Source organism: Mucilaginibacter sp., assembly GCF_028288105.1.
In the GTDB taxonomy this organism is placed as follows: Bacteria; Bacteroidota; Bacteroidia; order Sphingobacteriales; family Sphingobacteriaceae; genus Mucilaginibacter.
The window spans coordinates 1-15,883 of sequence record NZ_JAQBOI010000248.1 but is presented as its reverse complement, the minus strand read 5'-3'; the positions used below and the strand labels follow the sequence as shown (position 1 = coordinate 15,883).

The window sequence follows — 15,883 nt, the reverse complement described above, 5'->3', positions numbered from 1 at the left end:
ATGTTATCGGCAGTTATCCAGCCTTTGTCAAAACCCTGCATGGTGTATTCAAATTTTACCTTATCGGCATCAAAGTAATTAAGCGCGGCAAACTCTATCCCAAAAACATTCTCGTTATACTTTAACTGAACCGCGTTTGCATTGGCAATAGCATTAGGTAACAATACCTTACCATATATTTTTTCGCCAACAGCTACACTTTTATTAAACACCTGAAAATCGGTAAAAACAAGTGCCGGGATATTCTTGCTGGTACGCAGGTTTGCAGGCCTAAAAATATTGAAGCCATTGCCACCGCCAAATATCAGTTCGCCGCTGCGGGTTTTGTATGCTGCATTCATGGTGAATTCTCTGCCCTGCAAGCCATCGCGTTCGTTATAATTAATAAACCTAAAACTAAGTTTATCTGCACCGCGGTTTACAATAATGTTTGACAACCCGTTTGGCGAACTTGCCCATATATTATAGTTATCATCCTCGCGCATTTCTATGATGGTATTATCCGGCAGGCCATCATTACGGGTGATATTGGTGAACTTGTTCTTAAGCGGATCGAGCACACTGATACCCTCGCGTGTACTAATCCATATCAACCCTTTGCTATCTTCTAAAATATTGTTGGTGTTGTTATTTATGATGCTGTTGGGGTTCTTGTCATCATGTATATAATGACTAAACTTACCCGTTTTTTTATTTAGCACATCCACCCCATAAGAGGTAACTATCCATAGATTCTTACGCTTATCTTCTATAAGTGCTGATATGTAGTTAGAGTAAAGCGACTGCGGATCGCCCTGTTTTAATTTATAGTGTTTAAAGGTGTCTGTTTTACGGTCGAGCAGGTTTAAGCCACCGGCAAGCGTACCTACCCACAAATTATTATCGCTATCTTCTAATATCGACCATACCCTGTCTTCCGATAAGCTGCCGGGGATAGCATCATTATGTTTGTAATGCTTAAATGTTTTCCCATCAAAACAATCCAATCCACCAAAATAAGTACCTATCCAAAGCTTCTGCTCGTGATCAAGGCACATGCTTACAATTACGTTATTGGTTAGGCTGTTTGGGTTATTGACATCATGCAGGTATTTTTTAAAGCTGCCGTCCTTGCGGTTAAAATAAACCAAACCACCGCCATTAGTACCCAACCACAGATTCCCATATTTATCTTCAACAAACTTATTTACATCGCTAAAGCTTAAACTGCCCGGGTCTGACAGGTGGTGCGTGTACAGCGGGAACTTGATAATACTTTCATGATAATAGCTAAGCCCCCGCTTATAAGTACCAACCCAAATAATGCCGGTATTATCTTTATACAACACTATTATACTGTTCTGGCCTATGGTTTTATTATCGTCCTCGCGGTTGGTGATATATTTAATTTTAAAGTCCTGCTTGTTCAGCAGGTTTACACCGCCATGGTCGGTAGCTATCCAAATCCTGCCCTTATCGTCCTGTATAAGATTTGATACCACATTTGTATTTAATCCATCGGGCCCACTGCCCTTATCGATATGTTTAAACAGGCTAAGGGTAGCATTAAGATAATATACACCCGATGAATAAGTTGGCACAAAGGCCCATATATCGTCCTGCTTATCAATAAAAACCCTGTACCCGGTATTTAAACCGGCGGGTAATGCTCCTAATTGCTTACGGTAATTAACCCGATAGTTCTGTGGATCTATCCGTTCCAGCATACCTTTATTGTAAACAAGCCAAATGTTACCTTTCGAATCAGAAGTAAGGTCGGCAACGGTATTACTATAAATAGAGGTGCTAATACCTGCCTTATAGCTAATATGTGTGGTTTTTTTTGTGGATGCCTGGTATTTGTAAATGCCTGTGTTAGCGTTCAGAAACCAGAAGTTGCCAAACCTGTCTTTTTTAACAGCGGTTATGCCGGCAGCCGGGATGTTTAACGATCTCAGGTATCGCCCAATATCATGGCTGAACCTTTCTGTAGCCGGGTCGTAAATGTTATAGCCATTACGGGTTTCAACCCACAGCTTATTATCAGGTCCTTCGGCAATGGTGACTATAAAATCATCGTTAAGGCTGGTGGTATCGCCCTCAATGTGCTTGTATACTTTAAATTTATAGCCGTCGTACCGGTTTAAACCCGATAGGGTGCCTATCCACATAAAACCTTTACTATCTTTTAAAATAGCATTTACCTGGTTATGCGATAAGCCATTGGTGATATCTAACTTAGAGAATTGAAATTCATTACTCTGCCCGAAAACAGCAACCGTTACAAACAGCGCTAAAAGCGTAAACATGAACGCTTTGCAAGTCGTTTTCCCCTTCACAATAATAAATTTGATAGTGCCCCTGCACTTGTAGCAAAGGTTAACCCTGGTTTTAATTGATAGCCGTAATTATAATTGGTATATCAAAACTAACCAAATTAAAAAGTATCATGTAATACTATTTTTACATTTCCTGATGGTTACTTAACAACACAGATTGCTAATCGGCTTTCTATTAAGTATAAAATGCATAATATTAACATATTATATAAATAATACTTTTATTTCAAATTTGCCCTGAATTTTTCCCCATTAATAAACTGGTTTAAAAAGTTTATTGCCTATCTTAAGTTATTATTACATTTCACTGAATATCTTTTAAAACATTTTGGGATGTTGATTTATCTATATCTTACATTAGTTATACCTTTGCCCCATTGATGGATAGCGTAAATAATACAACCAGCCCAGTCCCGTCGCGTGTAAAAAAAATGCGGACCAAGTTAGCGGCTTTCTTTTTAATGCTGTACAGGGTGTATGCCTTTGTCATGCGTTTTTTCAAAGAAGTGTTTTTACCCCCCTATGAATTTAAAGAGGTGATACGGCAATGCTATGAAACGGGCGTACGATCATTTACATTAATAACGCTAACCGGCTTTATTGTTGGGGTTATTTTTACCAAGCAAAGCCGCCCATCACTTACCGATTTTGGCGCAACATCATGGCTGCCATCTTTGGTATCTATAGCTATCATGAAAGCACTTGCCCCATTGGTTACCGCTTTGATAGCTGCCGGCAAGGTAGGTTCAAGTATTGGTGCCGAGTTAGGTTCTATGCGGGTTACCGAGCAGATAGACGCCATGGAAGTATCGGGCACAAAACCTTTTAAATTTTTGGTTTGTACACGCGTTATCGCAACAACCATAACTATACCCTTGTTGGCTACCTATACCGCGTTTATTGCTTTATTGGGTGGATATTTAAACGTAAGCCAGAATGAAGGCACTACATATGCCGTTTTTATGGACCAGGCTTTTGAGCCCTTAACCTTTGTTGATTTTTGGGCTTCGCTTATAAAAGCAATTGTTTTTGGCTTTACCATTGGTATTGTTGGCTGCTACCAGGGTTATAACTCTACCAAAGGTACCGAGGGTGTAGGTAAGGCTGCTAACGGCGCTGTTGTAACCGCCATGTTTTTGGTGTTTATTGAAGAAGTTTTAATTGTACAGATAGCCGGATGGTTCCGCTAATATAAAATGGAAAAACAAAAGGCACATATCGATAAAAATAACACGGTCATCAAGATAAGGGGGGTTGAAAAATCTTTTGCCGATTATGATGTACTGCGTGGTATTGACCTTGACCTGTACCAGGGCGAGAACCTTGTGGTGCTTGGCCGGTCAGGTACCGGTAAATCTGTATTAATTAAGCTGATATCGGGCTTATTAACCACGGATGAGGGTACTATAGAAGTTTTAGGCAACGAGGTTACCACTATAAGCGAACGCGCGTTAGAAGACCTGCGCATACGGATAGGTTTCTCTTTCCAAAACAGTGCCCTTTATGATAGTATGACCGTGCGCAAGAACCTGGAGTTCCCGCTGGTGCGTAACCGTAAAGGCATTACCCGTAAAGAAATTAACACCGCTGTTGAAACAGTATTGGACGCCGTTGGGCTTTCACAAACTATTAACCAGATGCCGGCAGAACTATCCGGCGGGCAGCGTAAGCGTATAGGCATTGCCCGTACACTGATATTGAACCCGGAGATTATGCTTTATGATGAGCCAACTGCCGGCCTTGACCCAATTACCTGCATTGAGATAAACGACTTGATAAATGAAGTACAGCAGCGTTACCATACCTCATCTATCATTATTACGCATGACCTTACCTGCGCCAAAATGACCGGCGACCGTATAGCCATGTTATTAGACGGCCAGTTTCAGCGGGTAGGCACATTTGATGAGGTATTTGCCACCAATGATGCCCGGGTAAAACCTTTTTATGATTATAATTTTATACAATAGATATTAGTACCCCTTATAATGGATACAGCAGAAAATAAAAGATCAATAATAGTAGGCGTGTTTGTCCTGCTTGGCGTGGCAGTTTTTGTAATTGGCGTGCTTACCCTTGGCGGGCAGCAAAAAAGTTTTGTAAAAAGCATACACATAAGCTCGGTATTTAACGATGTTTCGGGTTTAAAGAAAGGCAACAATGTGTGGTTTTCGGGTGTAAAAGTGGGCACAATTAAAAACATCCACTTTACCGGCCCTTCGCAGGTTGATGTTATTATGAGCATTGATGCCAGCACCCAGCAATACATTCACCGCAATGCAGGTGTACGCATTAGTTCTGATGGGTTTATTGGTAACAAGATCATTGTAATTGATGGCGGTAGTCCGCAAGCCCCAATTGTTCGTGATGGTGATGTTTTACAATCGGAAAAACTATTATCTACCGATGACATTATGAAGACCCTGCAACAGAATAACCAAAATCTGTTAGCTATTACTACCGATTTTAAATCGCTTAGTCACCAGATACTGGCAGGTAAGGGAACCGTTGGCGCATTACTGGCCGATAGCACTATGGGCAACCAGTTAAAGCAAACCATGCGCAACCTGCAGGCTGCTACACAAAACGCTGCTAACATGTCTTCCCAGTTAAACAACTTTAGCAATAAAATGAACACCAAGGGTGGTTTTGCCGATAACGTGTTAACAGATACTATTACCTTTAACAGGATCCGTGCATCTGTTAGCCGCTTAAAAGAGGCTGCCGATAATGCAACCCTCCTTACCGATAATTTAAACAAAGCCAGTAACAAGCTAAACAGTACTGATAATATAATGGGGGTTTTATTAAATGACCCTAAAGGCGCGGCCAAGGTACAAAGCACGCTTGACTATCTGCAGCAAAGCTCTGTTAAACTAAACGACGACCTCGAAGCGGTGCAGCATAACTTTTTATTAAAAGGTTTCTTCAAGAAAAAAGAGAAAGCAAAACAGGATAGTATAAAGAAAGCAATGTAAGCTTTTGTTAATGGATAATACTGAAGCGATAGGTTAAGACCTGTCGCTTTTTTTGTTTAAATCTGCTTAACTCCAAACCATCCCCTTACTTCCCTGTTGCTTTATAAATCAACAGGAAACAATATGCGCAGTTACAAGAAATCGGTTTGGCAAACTTTAGGATTGGGTGCCGTTGCAGGCGTACGGGCGAGCGCGGCCCCGGCTGTTGCAAACTATTACAGCAATGGGTATCAGCCCAGTTCATTACGTATAGTGAGGTTTGTACAATCGCCGGTTACCAGTATTGCTATCTCGTTATTATCTGCTGCAGAAAATAAAAGAAAGAAAGCAGTAGAAATAGCAGATGATTTAGATATGCGTCAGTTGGCCTTGCACATTGCATCCGGCGCGTTTGCTGGTGCAGCTATCTTCAAAAAGAACAAGCAAAGCATATTAAAGGGCATGTTAATTGGCGGTGCAGCAGCATTGGTAACAGGCATTGCAGGCTTTTATCTTCGTAAGCATGCAGATAAACTACCTGACGTGATCCCGCAATTTACCAACGCATTTGAAGATGCTTTTGCCTACAGCAGTGGCGTAAAACTCCTAAACAAATAGCTATCACCTAATTTAAGCGACAGCCTAATCGGGCGGTAAAGCCTGATATCTTTTAAAGCAAGCTTTCAGGTAATTTGGCAAATTATCCCGGTAGTTCCTTTTAAACTCACCAAAAAGGTTGTTTTCAGAATCAATACCGATAGCCTCAGCGCTAACCACCAGTGTAATTATTTGATAATCAGATATATTTGACTTAAGTAGATAAAACTTAAAATTACCATCGGCATTAATATAGGATTTGAAAACAGATTTGGTAATGTCCAAAAATAGATGGAAATTGTTCGAAAGGTGGTGCACGCTGGTTTAAGCAACCAGCAAATTGCCAGGCGATTGTTTGTATCATAAAACCCCATAAAACCATACATCAAACCTGTTTTTAAAGATGAAGCGCCGTGTGCTAGCTATTGAAATGGCAAAAAGGTTAGCATTGATACCTTGATGGCATCATTCTTTAGTATGATAATTGCCTTTTTTTAAAAAATCACCCAAAAGTATGACCCAAAACATAATCCATTACTGCAATTTTGAACAGGATTTAAACTTAAAGCAATAGAAAAAATGAAAAAGATAATTTGGACTTGTGGAGTAATAGCCGGTATTATAAGTGTCTCATGGGGGGTGCTTAGCGAAGGATTGTTGAGCGATAGTTTAAGCCTGAATACAAGGTTGTTTTTTGGGTATGCAACTATGATATTGGCATTTTCGCTCATTTTTGTAGGCATTAAAAATTACCGGGATACTTACAACAACGGCCAAATTACTTTTGGTAAAGCGCTTGGTATTGGCCTTTTGATAACACTTATCGCGTCAACTGTGTATGTAGTGGTTTGGATGATCGACTTTAGTTATTTTGTTCCTGATTTTGGCGAAAAATACCAGGCCCAGGCTATAGCCGAAATGAAGGCAAACGGAGTAAGCGCCGCTGAAATACAAAAGCAGTCAGCTGAAATGGCATCAATGATGGCGAAATATAAAGCAAGCCCTACGTTTAGAGTGATGTTCACCTACATGGAAATTTTGCCGGTTGGCATCGTGCTATCGTTAATAGCTGCGCTTATACTTAAAAATAAATCTAAACCAATTATAGTAAACGTATAAATTACAATAGAACTGATCAAATATGAAAAAAGTAACAGGCTTGGGTGGCGTGTTTTTTAAATGCAATGACCCGAAAAGCATGAACGAATGGTACGCCAAAAACCTTGGATTGACTACCAGTGAATATGGAACAACGTTTGAGTGGCGGCAAGCCGATGATCCGTCGAAAACAGGATCCACATCCTGGTGTGCATTTCCGCAGGACACTAAATATTTCGATCCGTCGGCAAAACCTTTTATGATCAATTACCGGGTAGAAAACCTCGTTGCGCTGGTTGAGGAACTAAAAAAGGACAACGTGACCATTGTTGATGAGATCGCGGAATATGATTATGGCAAATTCGTCCATGTGCTGGATCCGGAAGGGAACATTATTGAGCTTTGGGAACCAAAAGATGATTGAGGATAACGTGGTAGGATAAGCCATAGTTCATCTATCGAATATAGCGATGGGTTTGAAACTCATCGTTATATTCGATATGATGGAGATACACACATCTTTAAGATAAGTGTTTAAACCTATTTAAAAATCTACGTTTTTTTAAACTTTTAGTGTTGCCACAGGTTGTTTATACAGGAGGTATACATCATGACAACTTCACAAAAAAAACCGGCTGCTCCAAAAAAAGCGACCACCAAATCATCATCATCTGATAATAATGATTTGGAGACCGATCTCCCTCTCAGCGAAAAGGACGAAGTAAAAAAAGCAGAACGATGGATGAGTAAGGCGACAAAAAAATCTACTTAAGCTCAAGCATCACCACTGATTTTGGCGGAATGGTAACAGACAAATTATCCTCATCCTTTTTTGCCCCTGTAAAATTATGGATTTGCAGTTTTGAAGGCTGCTGAAAGGTGTTAATATCAGTAATATTCGCAGAGGTTAATATTTCACCGCTAACTGTCGCCCATTGGATTTGTTTTAACTGAGTGCTCACACTCACCGCTTTATTCAGATCCAGGTTAACTAACGAAATATGGATCTTGCCTGTTGCATCCTGCGAGGCAGATACATTAACCGCGGGTATGCTTTTGCCCTCTACATTGTAATCGGGTGTTTGTAATTTAACAGCAAGATATTTAGCATCCTGGTGCACTTTGTACATATCAAATACATGATAGGTAGGCGTTAAAAGCATTTTGGTTTTATCAGTAAGTATTAATGCCTGCAACACGTTTACAGTTTGTGCCAGTTCGGCCATTTTAACACGATCGCAGTGGTTATTAAATATGTTTAACGTGGTCGCAGCAATTAATGCATCACGCAGGCTATTTTGCTGGTACAAAAACCCCGGGTTGGTCTTCGGTTCCGGGTCGGTCCAAATACCCCACTCGTCAACCACCAGGGCCACCTTTTTATTGGGGTCATACTTATCCATAATGGCCGAATGCTTGGTTACCAACTCTTCCATTTTAAGGCAGTTAACCATGGTATTAAAATATTCTTTTTCGGAAAAGTTTGTTGCCGAACCCTTTTTGCTCCAATCGCCGGTAGGCACGGTATAGTAGTGTAATGATAACCCCCACATCGTATGGTTAGGTATATTCTTCATACATACTTCTGTCCAGTTATAATCATCGGAGTTGGCGCCACTGGCAATTTTTTTCAACGGCGCCCCGGGATAGTTTCTTGCATAAGCAGCATATCTTCTATATTGGTCAGCATAAAAATTAGCTGTCATTTCGCCGCCACAGCCCCAGCTCTCGTTGCCTACGCCCCAAAAGCTCACTTTATACGGCTCGGGATGCCCGTTTTGCTTACGCAACTGTGCAATCGTGCTGCTGCTGTTAGAGTTTAAGTACTCTATCCATTTAGACATTTCTTCTACCGTGCCACTGCCAACATTGCCGGCAATGTAAGGCTCGCAGCCAAGCAATTTACACAACGCTAAAAATTCGTGCGTGCCAAAACTGTTGTCCTCGGTAACGCCTCCCCAGTTAGTATTAACCATTTTAGGCCTTTGCGTACGTGGGCCAATACCATCACGCCAATGATATTCGTCAGCAAAACAACCACCGGGCCAGCGCAGATTAGGTATTTTTATTTTTTTTAAGGCGTTAACCACATCCAGGCGAATGCGGTCTTGCTTTTGAACCGGCAGGTTTTTGTCAACCCAAAAACCATCATAAATACCCCGGCCCAAATGTTCGGCAAACTGCCCGTAAATGTGCCTGCTGATAACTAAATCTGTGTTGCTGATACTAATGCTGGCGTTACTCTGCGCGAAAGCATTAAGCTGAAAGCAAGTGAGTACTAAAAATAAAATCCTTCTCATGTTATTTTATAATTGTTAAATATACAATTATAAATATAGACAGTTTTTCTATACTTTAAAATTTACATGGAAGTTTATTAGTGTGCTGCAAATTCGGCGCTTTTTGCTTCTACGCGGATTTTGATATTCTTTCGGCCGATAATCAATACCAATAAGGCAACTGATGATGCTGTCAGCATAATAGCCGACATAGGGATGGAAGACTGGCTGTTGAACAAACTTACCCCTACCGATACAACCGAGCCTATACACATTTGAAAGGCCCCTAACAGGGATGATGCTGTACCCGCGTTTTTTTCGAATGGCGCCAAAGCCAATGCCGAAGTATTAGGGCTGGTGATACCTACGCAGCATAACACCAAAAATATCATAACAATGGTACCAACAAGGCCTAATATGTTTTGCATTGAGCCAACAAGGAACAAGGCGGATATAATAACCATGGCAATAAGCGCGGCATTAACAATTTTCTGGCTTTTATACTTCTTTACCAAAAAACTATTCACCTGGCTGGATCCTATAAACCCAACCGATAGCAGGGCAAAGATCCATCCATACGTTTTACTGCTTACTTTAAACACCTCCATAAATACCACCGGCGATGACGATATATAGGCAAACAAGCCCGAGAAAGCCACACCACCGCTAATGGCATAGGTATAAAACTGAGGCGTTTTAATAACGGCTATAAAGCCATTAATAATAGGCCGGGGCCTTAGGGAGTAAGATGGATCGGCTTGATAACTTTCGGGAAGGAAAAATATTACAGCCAGTGTTATAAGCACCGCTATTACAGCCAGTATAATAAATATCAACTCCCAGCCAAAAGCAGCAGTTACATAACCACCAACGGTTGGGGCTATCATGGGCGATGCCCCCAAAACCAGTATCAACAGGGCAAATACCTTGGCATTATCTTTAACCGGGAAAATATCGCGCACCATAGTAATTGATGCTACACCGGCCGCGCAGCTACCAATTGCCTGTATAAAGCGCATTATAATAAGCATCTCGATATTGGTTGAAAGATAACAACCAACCGATGCTACAATATACAAGGCCAAACCGGCGTATAGTGGCGGCTTACGGCCATACTTATCAAGCAGTGGCCCATAAAGTAATTGCCCGGCAGATATCCCTATAAAGAAACTGGATAAAGAAAGCGCTACGTTTTCGGTAGTGGTATGCAGTGATCTGGCAATATCCGGGAAACCCGGCAGGTACATGTCTATAGAAAAAGGCCCTAATGCAGTTAGCGAGCCTAATATCATTATCAGTAAAAAGTAGCGTTTGCTTGTCATTCCCGCAAAGAACGATGTTTAATATTTTTATGGGGTAAGCTAAATGTAAAATAGTTTAGCTTTCCCGTTATTTAACCACAGAGAGCACGGAGGGAAAAACACAGAGAAACACAAAGTAAATCGCTGTGCTTTCTGTGTAATGAAGATACAATCCTCAGTGTTCTCTGTGGTTGATCTATTCAATCGGTTAAAATCTATTTACCCCTATGTCATTTAATGTTATTACTTTAGGCGTACCGGCTTCCCGGTATAAATACTATTATAAACTTCTGAATATAAAAAACTATGCTGGTTATATTGTTGTGTATAGTATTGCTCATAATTTTGGTAAGCTGGGCAAAAGTGAACCCTTTTTTAGCTTTCCTGTTGGTTTCTATTGCCGCGGGTTTAATGCTGGGCATCCCTGTTAACAAAGTTACCGCATCGGTACAAAAAGGCATGGGCGATATTTTGGGGCAACTGCTTATCATTATTTGCCTTGGCGCTATGCTGGGCAAACTGGTTGCCGTAAGTGGTGCCGCCCAAAAAATTGCCGAAGTTTTGGTTAATGCCGTTGGCAAAAAATATATTCAATGGGCCCTGGTTGTCGCCGGTTTTATCATCGGCATTCCCCTGTTTTACGGGATAGGCTTTGTGCTGATGGTACCGCTTATATTTTCGGTAGTATATAAGTATAAGTTACCTGCGGTTTATATTGGTTTGCCTATGATAGCGTCGCTATCTGTTACGCATGGCTTTTTGCCGCCGCATCCCTCACCATCGGCATTAGTGGCGCTTTTTCATGCTAATATGGCCACTACCTTTATTTATGGATTGATAATAGCTATCCCGGCCATTGTTCTCGCCGGACCGGTATTCGCGCAATTCCTCAAAAAAATACCGTCAGAACCACTGGCTACCTTTCGTGCCGAAGAAATGCCTGCCGATAAATTACCGAGCGGTTTTATTAGCTTTTTTACCGCCTTGTTGCCGGTACTGCTTTTAATGCTTACAGCGTTTTTTCCATTTTTAGGAATTAAGGATGAGAAAGCATTAAAGATAATGGCTTTTCTGGGCGACCCATCCATCGTGATGTTAATAGCCCTGATAGTGGCTACCTATACGCTCGGTATAAAACAGGGGCGTAATATGGGCCAGTTAGGGGTTAACTATATTGATGCTGTAAAAGATATATCCCTAATACTGCTTATTATAGCGGGATCGGGCGCGTTTAAAGAAGTGTTAACCACCAGTGGCGTTAGTAATGAGATTGCCAACAGCCTAAAAGCCTTTAACATGCCGCCGCTTGTATTAGGCTGGGTGGTAGCCGCTATTATTCGCATTAGCCTGGGTTCGGCCACTGTTGCTGGCTTAACCGCGGCAGGCATTGTATCATCATTAGTAGTAAGCGAACACGTAAACCCTAATTTGATGGTATTATCTATAGGTGCGGGTAGTTTGGCATTTTCGCATGTGAATGATTCTGGCTTCTGGCTTTTTAAAGAGTACTTTAACCTAAGTATAAAAGATACTTTCCGCTCGTGGTCAATGATGGAAAGTTTGGTTTCTATTATCGGGTTGGGTGGTGTGTTAATTTTAAACCTATTTGTTTAATATCATGAAGAAGATATTATCAGCATTTGTTATAATCATAGCCTGCAGCTTTGGCTTGCATGCGCAACAACCGGAAGGCAAATTTTTTACATCTTTTGATGGCACAAAAATTCATTACGAAGTAAAGGGCAATGGTTACCCGGTAATATTGGTCCATGGCTTTACCGGTACCAGCCAGGGGTGGAAACATGGCTCGTTATACCCGGCTTTGCTTACCGCAGGCTATAAAGTTATTATACTGGATCAGCGGGGAAACGGTCTGTCAGATAAACCACACACCGATGCAGGCTATGCCAACGATGCCGAAGCGAAAGACATTATGGGATTGGCAAGTAACCTTGGTTTTAAAAATTATGATGTAGTAGGTTATTCGCGCGGCTCTATCATCACCTCAAGGTTAATAGTTTTAGATAAACGCATCCATAAAGCTGTAATGGGCGGCATGGGTGCCGATTATACTAACCCCCAATGGTCAAGAAGGATCCATGCCTATAAAGCATTAATGGGCGATACCACCATGCATGATGTAGACGACATGATGGTTTGGATCCGCAAAAACAATTTCGATAACCTGGCGCTGGCCTACCAGCAAAAGCACCAGCCATCTACCAGCAAAAAGGAATTATCTACCGTTAAAATACCTGTATTGCTTATTGATGGCACCGAGGATACCACCAATGGGGATGTAACCGATCTGCAAAAATTAATACCCGGATCAAAGATGGTTAACGTACCGGGCAACCATAATACTGCAGGTAATACTGTACAGTTTGCATCGGCAATAATTGATTTTCTGAAATAAGTTTGTAAAAAAACGCTGTTCTATTGCTTTAAAGCCACTTTTATAATCTTCGGCTTATTATTTGCATGGTGTGTAATAATACCAAAAGCAGATACAAATGAAAAAGTTAATCATATTTGGCAGCCTAATGTTGGCATTAACATCCAGCGTGACATTTAGTGCACAGGCACAAGAAAAAAAAGGAATAAGTAAGCAAGGTAAGGGCGCTATAATTGGCGGCGCAGGTGGCGCGGTTGCCGGTGCTTTAATAGGTAAAAGCGTTGGCGGTGCGGTAGTTGGTGGCGCCATAGGCGCAGGTGGCGGTTATATTATAGGTAACGAAGCCCGCAAACGCGAACAAAAAAAGAAACATGCGGCCTGGCTGGAACGCCGCAGGGCATGGAAGCGTGCACACCCCGGTAAGGCATATCCTTATTAATAATATTAAAACCCGCGGCTTAGCTGCGGGTTTTTTGTTGCTCAACACTACACGTTGCAAATAGCCCCGCATTTACCCATCTATAGCTATATTAACTTATTGTTATCTCGTATTAAGAGAAAAAATCCGCTATTATATTTCTTTATAATATAATTATATTACACTACATTTGATCAACAGCCGATCAAAGTTCTAATACATTATATACCGAGCCCATACACCGTATCTGAGTACACATTTTTACGCTACTTCAATACCCCTTAGCTGCTATTTTATTTTAATTGATAACTTGTTTATGTTAAAGCGTATTTTAGTATTAGATGACAACCAGGATATTCTTGACATTGTTCATGAAACCCTGACCTACGAAAATTTCGAGGTGAAAAGCACCGGCGAAAGTGACAACGTTATGCCCCTGGTAGAGGCTTTTGAACCCGACCTTGTTATATTGGATTACCGGGTGGCCGGCCAAAATGGTGGCGAGCTTTGCCGAGCCATAAAATCACACCCTAAATTTAACAATGTGCCGGTTATTATATTTTCGGCCTATATCAATCACGAATCTGACCTGTTTGCCTACGGATGTGATGCCATCATTGACAAACCATTTGATTTAACCGAACTTGTTGACAAGGTGAATAATTTGATATCGTAGATAAAGACAAAAAGATTAAGAATAAAAGACTTTAATACAAGAAAAGCCAACACAATTGTGTTGGCTTTTCTTGTATTAACCCCCATCGTCATTGCGAGGCACGAAGCAATCTCTTTAAGCAAATCCCTTATACAAAATGTATAATTGTCCTAAAGAGATTGCTTCGTACCTCGCAATGATGCATCTTATAATTACCCCACAAAAAAAGCCGGTACAAATTGTACCGGCTTTTCTATTATTATCAGGAGCTGATTACTTCACTTCTTCGAAGTCAACATCTGTTACGTTATCAGCACCGCCCGCTTGTTGGCCATTACCAGCAGCCTGACCTGCGTCAGCACCCGGTTGTTGACCTCCATCAGCAGATGCTTTGTACATATCTTCAGATGCAGCAGTCCATGCGGCATTTAATTCCTCCTGTGCAGGCTCGATAGCTGCAAGGTCTTTAGCAGAATACGCAGCTTTCAATTTCTCTAAACCAGCTTCGATAGCGCCTTTTTTGTCAGCAGGGATCTTATCGCCATATTCTTTCAATTGTTTCTCGGTGCTAAAGATCAGGGCATCAGCAGAGTTCAGTTTTTCAACTTCTTCTTTTGCTTTTTGATCCGCTTCAGCGTTAGCTTCAGCTTCGTCCTTCATCTTTTTGATCTCGGCATCGGTTAAACCGGATGATGCTTCGATACGTATTTTTTGCTCTTTACCGGTAGCTTTATCTTTTGCAGATACATGTAATATACCGTTTGCATCAATATCGAATGTTACTTCAACCTGAGGCACACCGCGAGGCGCTGGTGGTATACCATCCAGGTGGAAACGACCTATAGTACGGTTACCCGCTGCCATTGGGCGCTCACCCTGTAATATGTGGATCTCAACAGATGGCTGGCTATCAGACGCGGTTGAGAATGTTTCTGATTTTTTAGTAGGGATAGTTGTGTTAGACTCAATTAATTTTGTCATTACACCACCCATAGTTTCGATACCTAATGATAACGGGGTAACGTCTAACAACAATACATCTTTAACTTCGCCGGTTAATACACCACCTTGTATAGCTGCACCAATAGCAACAACTTCATCTGGGTTAACACCTTTTGATGGCGCTTTACCAAAGAATTTTTGTACTGCTTCCTGGATAGCCGGGATACGGGTTGAACCACCTACTAATATGATCTCGTCGATATCTGAAGTGCTGTAACCTGCATTTTTCAAAGCAGTTTTACAAGGCTCAATTGTACGTTTGATCAAGCTATCGGCCAATTGCTCAAATTTTGCACGGGTTAAAGTTTTAACCAAGTGTTTTGGGCCTTCTGCACCAGCAGTGATGTATGGTAAGTTAATTTCTGTTTGAGTTGAGCTTGATAATTCAATCTTAGCTTTCTCTGCAGATTCTTTTAAGCGTTGTAAAGCCATTGGGTCCTTACGCAGGTCAATACCTTCGTCGCTTTTAAATTCGTCTGCCATCCAGTCAATAATAACCTGATCAAAGTCATCACCACCTAAGTGTGTATCACCATCGGTTGATTTTACTTCAAACACGCCATCGCCTAATTCAAGGATAGATACGTCATGTGTACCACCACCGCAATCAAATACGGCGATCTTCATGTCCTTGTGTGCTTTGTCCAAACCGTAAGCAAGGGCAGCAGCAGTAGGCTCGTTGATGATACGACGAACTTTTAAGCCCGCGATCTCACCGGCTTCTTTAGTTGCCTGGCGTTGTGCATCGTTAAAGTAAGCCGGAACGGTAATAACCGCTTCAGTAACTTCAGTTCCCAAAAAATCTTCAGCAGTTTTCTTCATTTTTTGAAGGATCATCGCTGAAATTTCTTGTGGGGTATATT

At 41.3% G+C, this 15,883-nt stretch carries 17 protein-coding genes; 11 read left to right on the top strand and 6 right to left on the bottom strand.

Going from position 1 to position 15,883, the window contains the following annotated elements:
• Both JWQ85_RS16745 and JWQ85_RS16740 read right to left on the bottom strand, forming a co-directional pair.
• On the bottom strand, positions 1-2,288 hold a 2,288-nt coding region (locus JWQ85_RS16745), incomplete at its 3' end, for a two-component regulator propeller domain-containing protein (RefSeq protein ID WP_299470021.1).
• 391 nt (positions 2,289-2,679) lie between these two features.
• Positions 2,680-2,808 carry a hypothetical protein gene (locus JWQ85_RS16740; protein ID WP_299470019.1) on the bottom strand — a complete coding sequence of 43 codons (129 nt, stop codon included), beginning with the start codon at positions 2,806-2,808 and terminating at the stop codon, positions 2,680-2,682.
• Between JWQ85_RS16740 and JWQ85_RS16735 the strand changes: the two genes are divergently transcribed.
• The 4 genes from JWQ85_RS16735 to JWQ85_RS16720 all read left to right on the top strand — a co-directional run bounded on the left by JWQ85_RS16735 (position 2,807) and on the right by JWQ85_RS16720 (position 5,893).
• Positions 2,807-3,508 carry an ABC transporter permease gene (locus JWQ85_RS16735; protein ID WP_299470017.1) on the top strand — a complete coding sequence of 234 codons (702 nt, stop codon included), beginning with the start codon at positions 2,807-2,809 and terminating at the stop codon, positions 3,506-3,508. The two genes, JWQ85_RS16740 and JWQ85_RS16735, sit on opposite strands and share 2 nt — an antisense overlap.
• 6 nt (positions 3,509-3,514) lie before the next feature.
• Entirely contained in the window at positions 3,515-4,288 is a 774-nt protein-coding gene (locus JWQ85_RS16730; RefSeq protein ID WP_299470015.1) for an ABC transporter ATP-binding protein, read from the top strand.
• An 18-nt stretch (positions 4,289-4,306) separates the two neighbouring features.
• Entirely contained in the window at positions 4,307-5,296 is a 990-nt protein-coding gene (locus JWQ85_RS16725; protein ID WP_299470013.1) for an MlaD family protein, read from the top strand.
• A gap of 123 nt (positions 5,297-5,419) precedes the next feature.
• Positions 5,420-5,893, top strand: coding sequence for a DUF4126 family protein (locus tag JWQ85_RS16720; protein ID WP_299470011.1), 474 nt, complete (start codon positions 5,420-5,422; stop codon positions 5,891-5,893).
• 24 nt (positions 5,894-5,917) lie between these two features.
• Here JWQ85_RS16720 and JWQ85_RS16715 read toward each other — a convergent pair whose 3' ends face one another.
• A complete protein-coding gene (locus JWQ85_RS16715) occupies positions 5,918-6,157 on the bottom strand; it encodes a hypothetical protein (protein WP_299470009.1) in 240 nt (79 codons plus the stop codon).
• A gap of 294 nt (positions 6,158-6,451) precedes the next feature.
• Here JWQ85_RS16715 and JWQ85_RS16710 point away from each other — a divergent pair, with 294 nt between their 5' ends.
• The 3 genes from JWQ85_RS16710 to JWQ85_RS16700 all read left to right on the top strand — a co-directional run bounded on the left by JWQ85_RS16710 (position 6,452) and on the right by JWQ85_RS16700 (position 7,742).
• The gene (locus JWQ85_RS16710; protein ID WP_299470007.1) at positions 6,452-6,991 is read left to right on the top strand and encodes a DUF4199 domain-containing protein; all 540 of its coding nucleotides are present in this window, start codon (positions 6,452-6,454) and stop codon (positions 6,989-6,991) included.
• Positions 6,992-7,013: 22 nt separating this feature from the next.
• Positions 7,014-7,394 (top strand): VOC family protein, encoded by a 381-nt coding sequence (locus tag JWQ85_RS16705; protein WP_299470005.1) that lies wholly within the window; start codon positions 7,014-7,016, stop codon positions 7,392-7,394.
• A gap of 186 nt (positions 7,395-7,580) precedes the next feature.
• Positions 7,581-7,742: a hypothetical protein gene (locus JWQ85_RS16700; protein WP_299470003.1), complete on the top strand. Its 162-nt coding sequence runs from the start codon at positions 7,581-7,583 to the stop codon at positions 7,740-7,742.
• Here the strand turns inward: JWQ85_RS16700 and JWQ85_RS16695 are convergent.
• Both JWQ85_RS16695 and JWQ85_RS16690 read right to left on the bottom strand, forming a co-directional pair.
• Positions 7,735-9,270 (bottom strand): alpha-L-arabinofuranosidase C-terminal domain-containing protein, encoded by a 1,536-nt coding sequence (locus JWQ85_RS16695; protein ID WP_299470001.1) that lies wholly within the window; start codon positions 9,268-9,270, stop codon positions 7,735-7,737. The two genes, JWQ85_RS16700 and JWQ85_RS16695, sit on opposite strands and share 8 nt — an antisense overlap.
• A gap of 77 nt (positions 9,271-9,347) precedes the next feature.
• Entirely contained in the window at positions 9,348-10,571 is a 1,224-nt protein-coding gene (locus JWQ85_RS16690; RefSeq protein ID WP_299469999.1) for a multidrug effflux MFS transporter, read from the bottom strand.
• Positions 10,572-10,856: 285 nt separating this feature from the next.
• On the opposite strand from JWQ85_RS16690, the gene JWQ85_RS16685 reads away from it, so the two are divergent.
• From JWQ85_RS16685 to JWQ85_RS16670, 4 genes are all read left to right on the top strand, one after another.
• Positions 10,857-12,164, top strand: a complete 1,308-nt coding sequence (locus JWQ85_RS16685; protein WP_299469997.1) for a gluconate:H+ symporter — start codon at positions 10,857-10,859, stop codon at positions 12,162-12,164.
• 4 nt (positions 12,165-12,168) lie between these two features.
• Entirely contained in the window at positions 12,169-12,966 is a 798-nt protein-coding gene (locus JWQ85_RS16680; protein WP_299469995.1) for an alpha/beta hydrolase, read from the top strand.
• 97 nt (positions 12,967-13,063) lie between these two features.
• The gene (locus JWQ85_RS16675; protein WP_299469993.1) at positions 13,064-13,384 is read left to right on the top strand and encodes a hypothetical protein; all 321 of its coding nucleotides are present in this window, start codon (positions 13,064-13,066) and stop codon (positions 13,382-13,384) included.
• A 295-nt stretch (positions 13,385-13,679) separates the two neighbouring features.
• Positions 13,680-14,039: a response regulator gene (locus tag JWQ85_RS16670; RefSeq protein WP_299469991.1), complete on the top strand. Its 360-nt coding sequence runs from the start codon at positions 13,680-13,682 to the stop codon at positions 14,037-14,039.
• Positions 14,040-14,291: 252 nt separating this feature from the next.
• On the opposite strand, the gene dnaK is transcribed toward JWQ85_RS16670, so the two are convergent.
• A partial coding sequence (gene dnaK / locus JWQ85_RS16665; protein WP_299469989.1) for a molecular chaperone DnaK occupies positions 14,292-15,883 on the bottom strand: 1,592 nt, incomplete at its 5' end.

Coding starts and splice junctions, on each gene's coding strand:
- JWQ85_RS16735 (WP_299470017.1), top strand. CDS start 2,807: ATGCGTTTTTTCAAAGAAGTGTTTTTACCCCCCTATGAATTTAAAGAG.
- JWQ85_RS16685 (WP_299469997.1), top strand. CDS start 10,857: ATGCTGGTTATATTGTTGTGTATAGTATTGCTCATAATTTTGGTAAGC.
- JWQ85_RS16690 (WP_299469999.1), bottom strand. CDS start 10,571: ATGACAAGCAAACGCTACTTTTTACTGATAATGATATTAGGCTCGCTA.
- JWQ85_RS16710 (WP_299470007.1), top strand. CDS start 6,452: ATGAAAAAGATAATTTGGACTTGTGGAGTAATAGCCGGTATTATAAGT.
- JWQ85_RS16695 (WP_299470001.1), bottom strand. CDS start 9,270: ATGAGAAGGATTTTATTTTTAGTACTCACTTGCTTTCAGCTTAATGCT.
- JWQ85_RS16680 (WP_299469995.1), top strand. CDS start 12,169: ATGAAGAAGATATTATCAGCATTTGTTATAATCATAGCCTGCAGCTTT.
- JWQ85_RS16700 (WP_299470003.1), top strand. CDS start 7,581: ATGACAACTTCACAAAAAAAACCGGCTGCTCCAAAAAAAGCGACCACC.
- JWQ85_RS16675 (WP_299469993.1), top strand. CDS start 13,064: ATGAAAAAGTTAATCATATTTGGCAGCCTAATGTTGGCATTAACATCC.
- JWQ85_RS16725 (WP_299470013.1), top strand. CDS start 4,307: ATGGATACAGCAGAAAATAAAAGATCAATAATAGTAGGCGTGTTTGTC.
- JWQ85_RS16720 (WP_299470011.1), top strand. CDS start 5,420: ATGCGCAGTTACAAGAAATCGGTTTGGCAAACTTTAGGATTGGGTGCC.
- JWQ85_RS16730 (WP_299470015.1), top strand. CDS start 3,515: ATGGAAAAACAAAAGGCACATATCGATAAAAATAACACGGTCATCAAG.
- JWQ85_RS16670 (WP_299469991.1), top strand. CDS start 13,680: ATGTTAAAGCGTATTTTAGTATTAGATGACAACCAGGATATTCTTGAC.
- JWQ85_RS16705 (WP_299470005.1), top strand. CDS start 7,014: ATGAAAAAAGTAACAGGCTTGGGTGGCGTGTTTTTTAAATGCAATGAC.
- JWQ85_RS16740 (WP_299470019.1), bottom strand. CDS start 2,808: ATGACAAAGGCATACACCCTGTACAGCATTAAAAAGAAAGCCGCTAAC.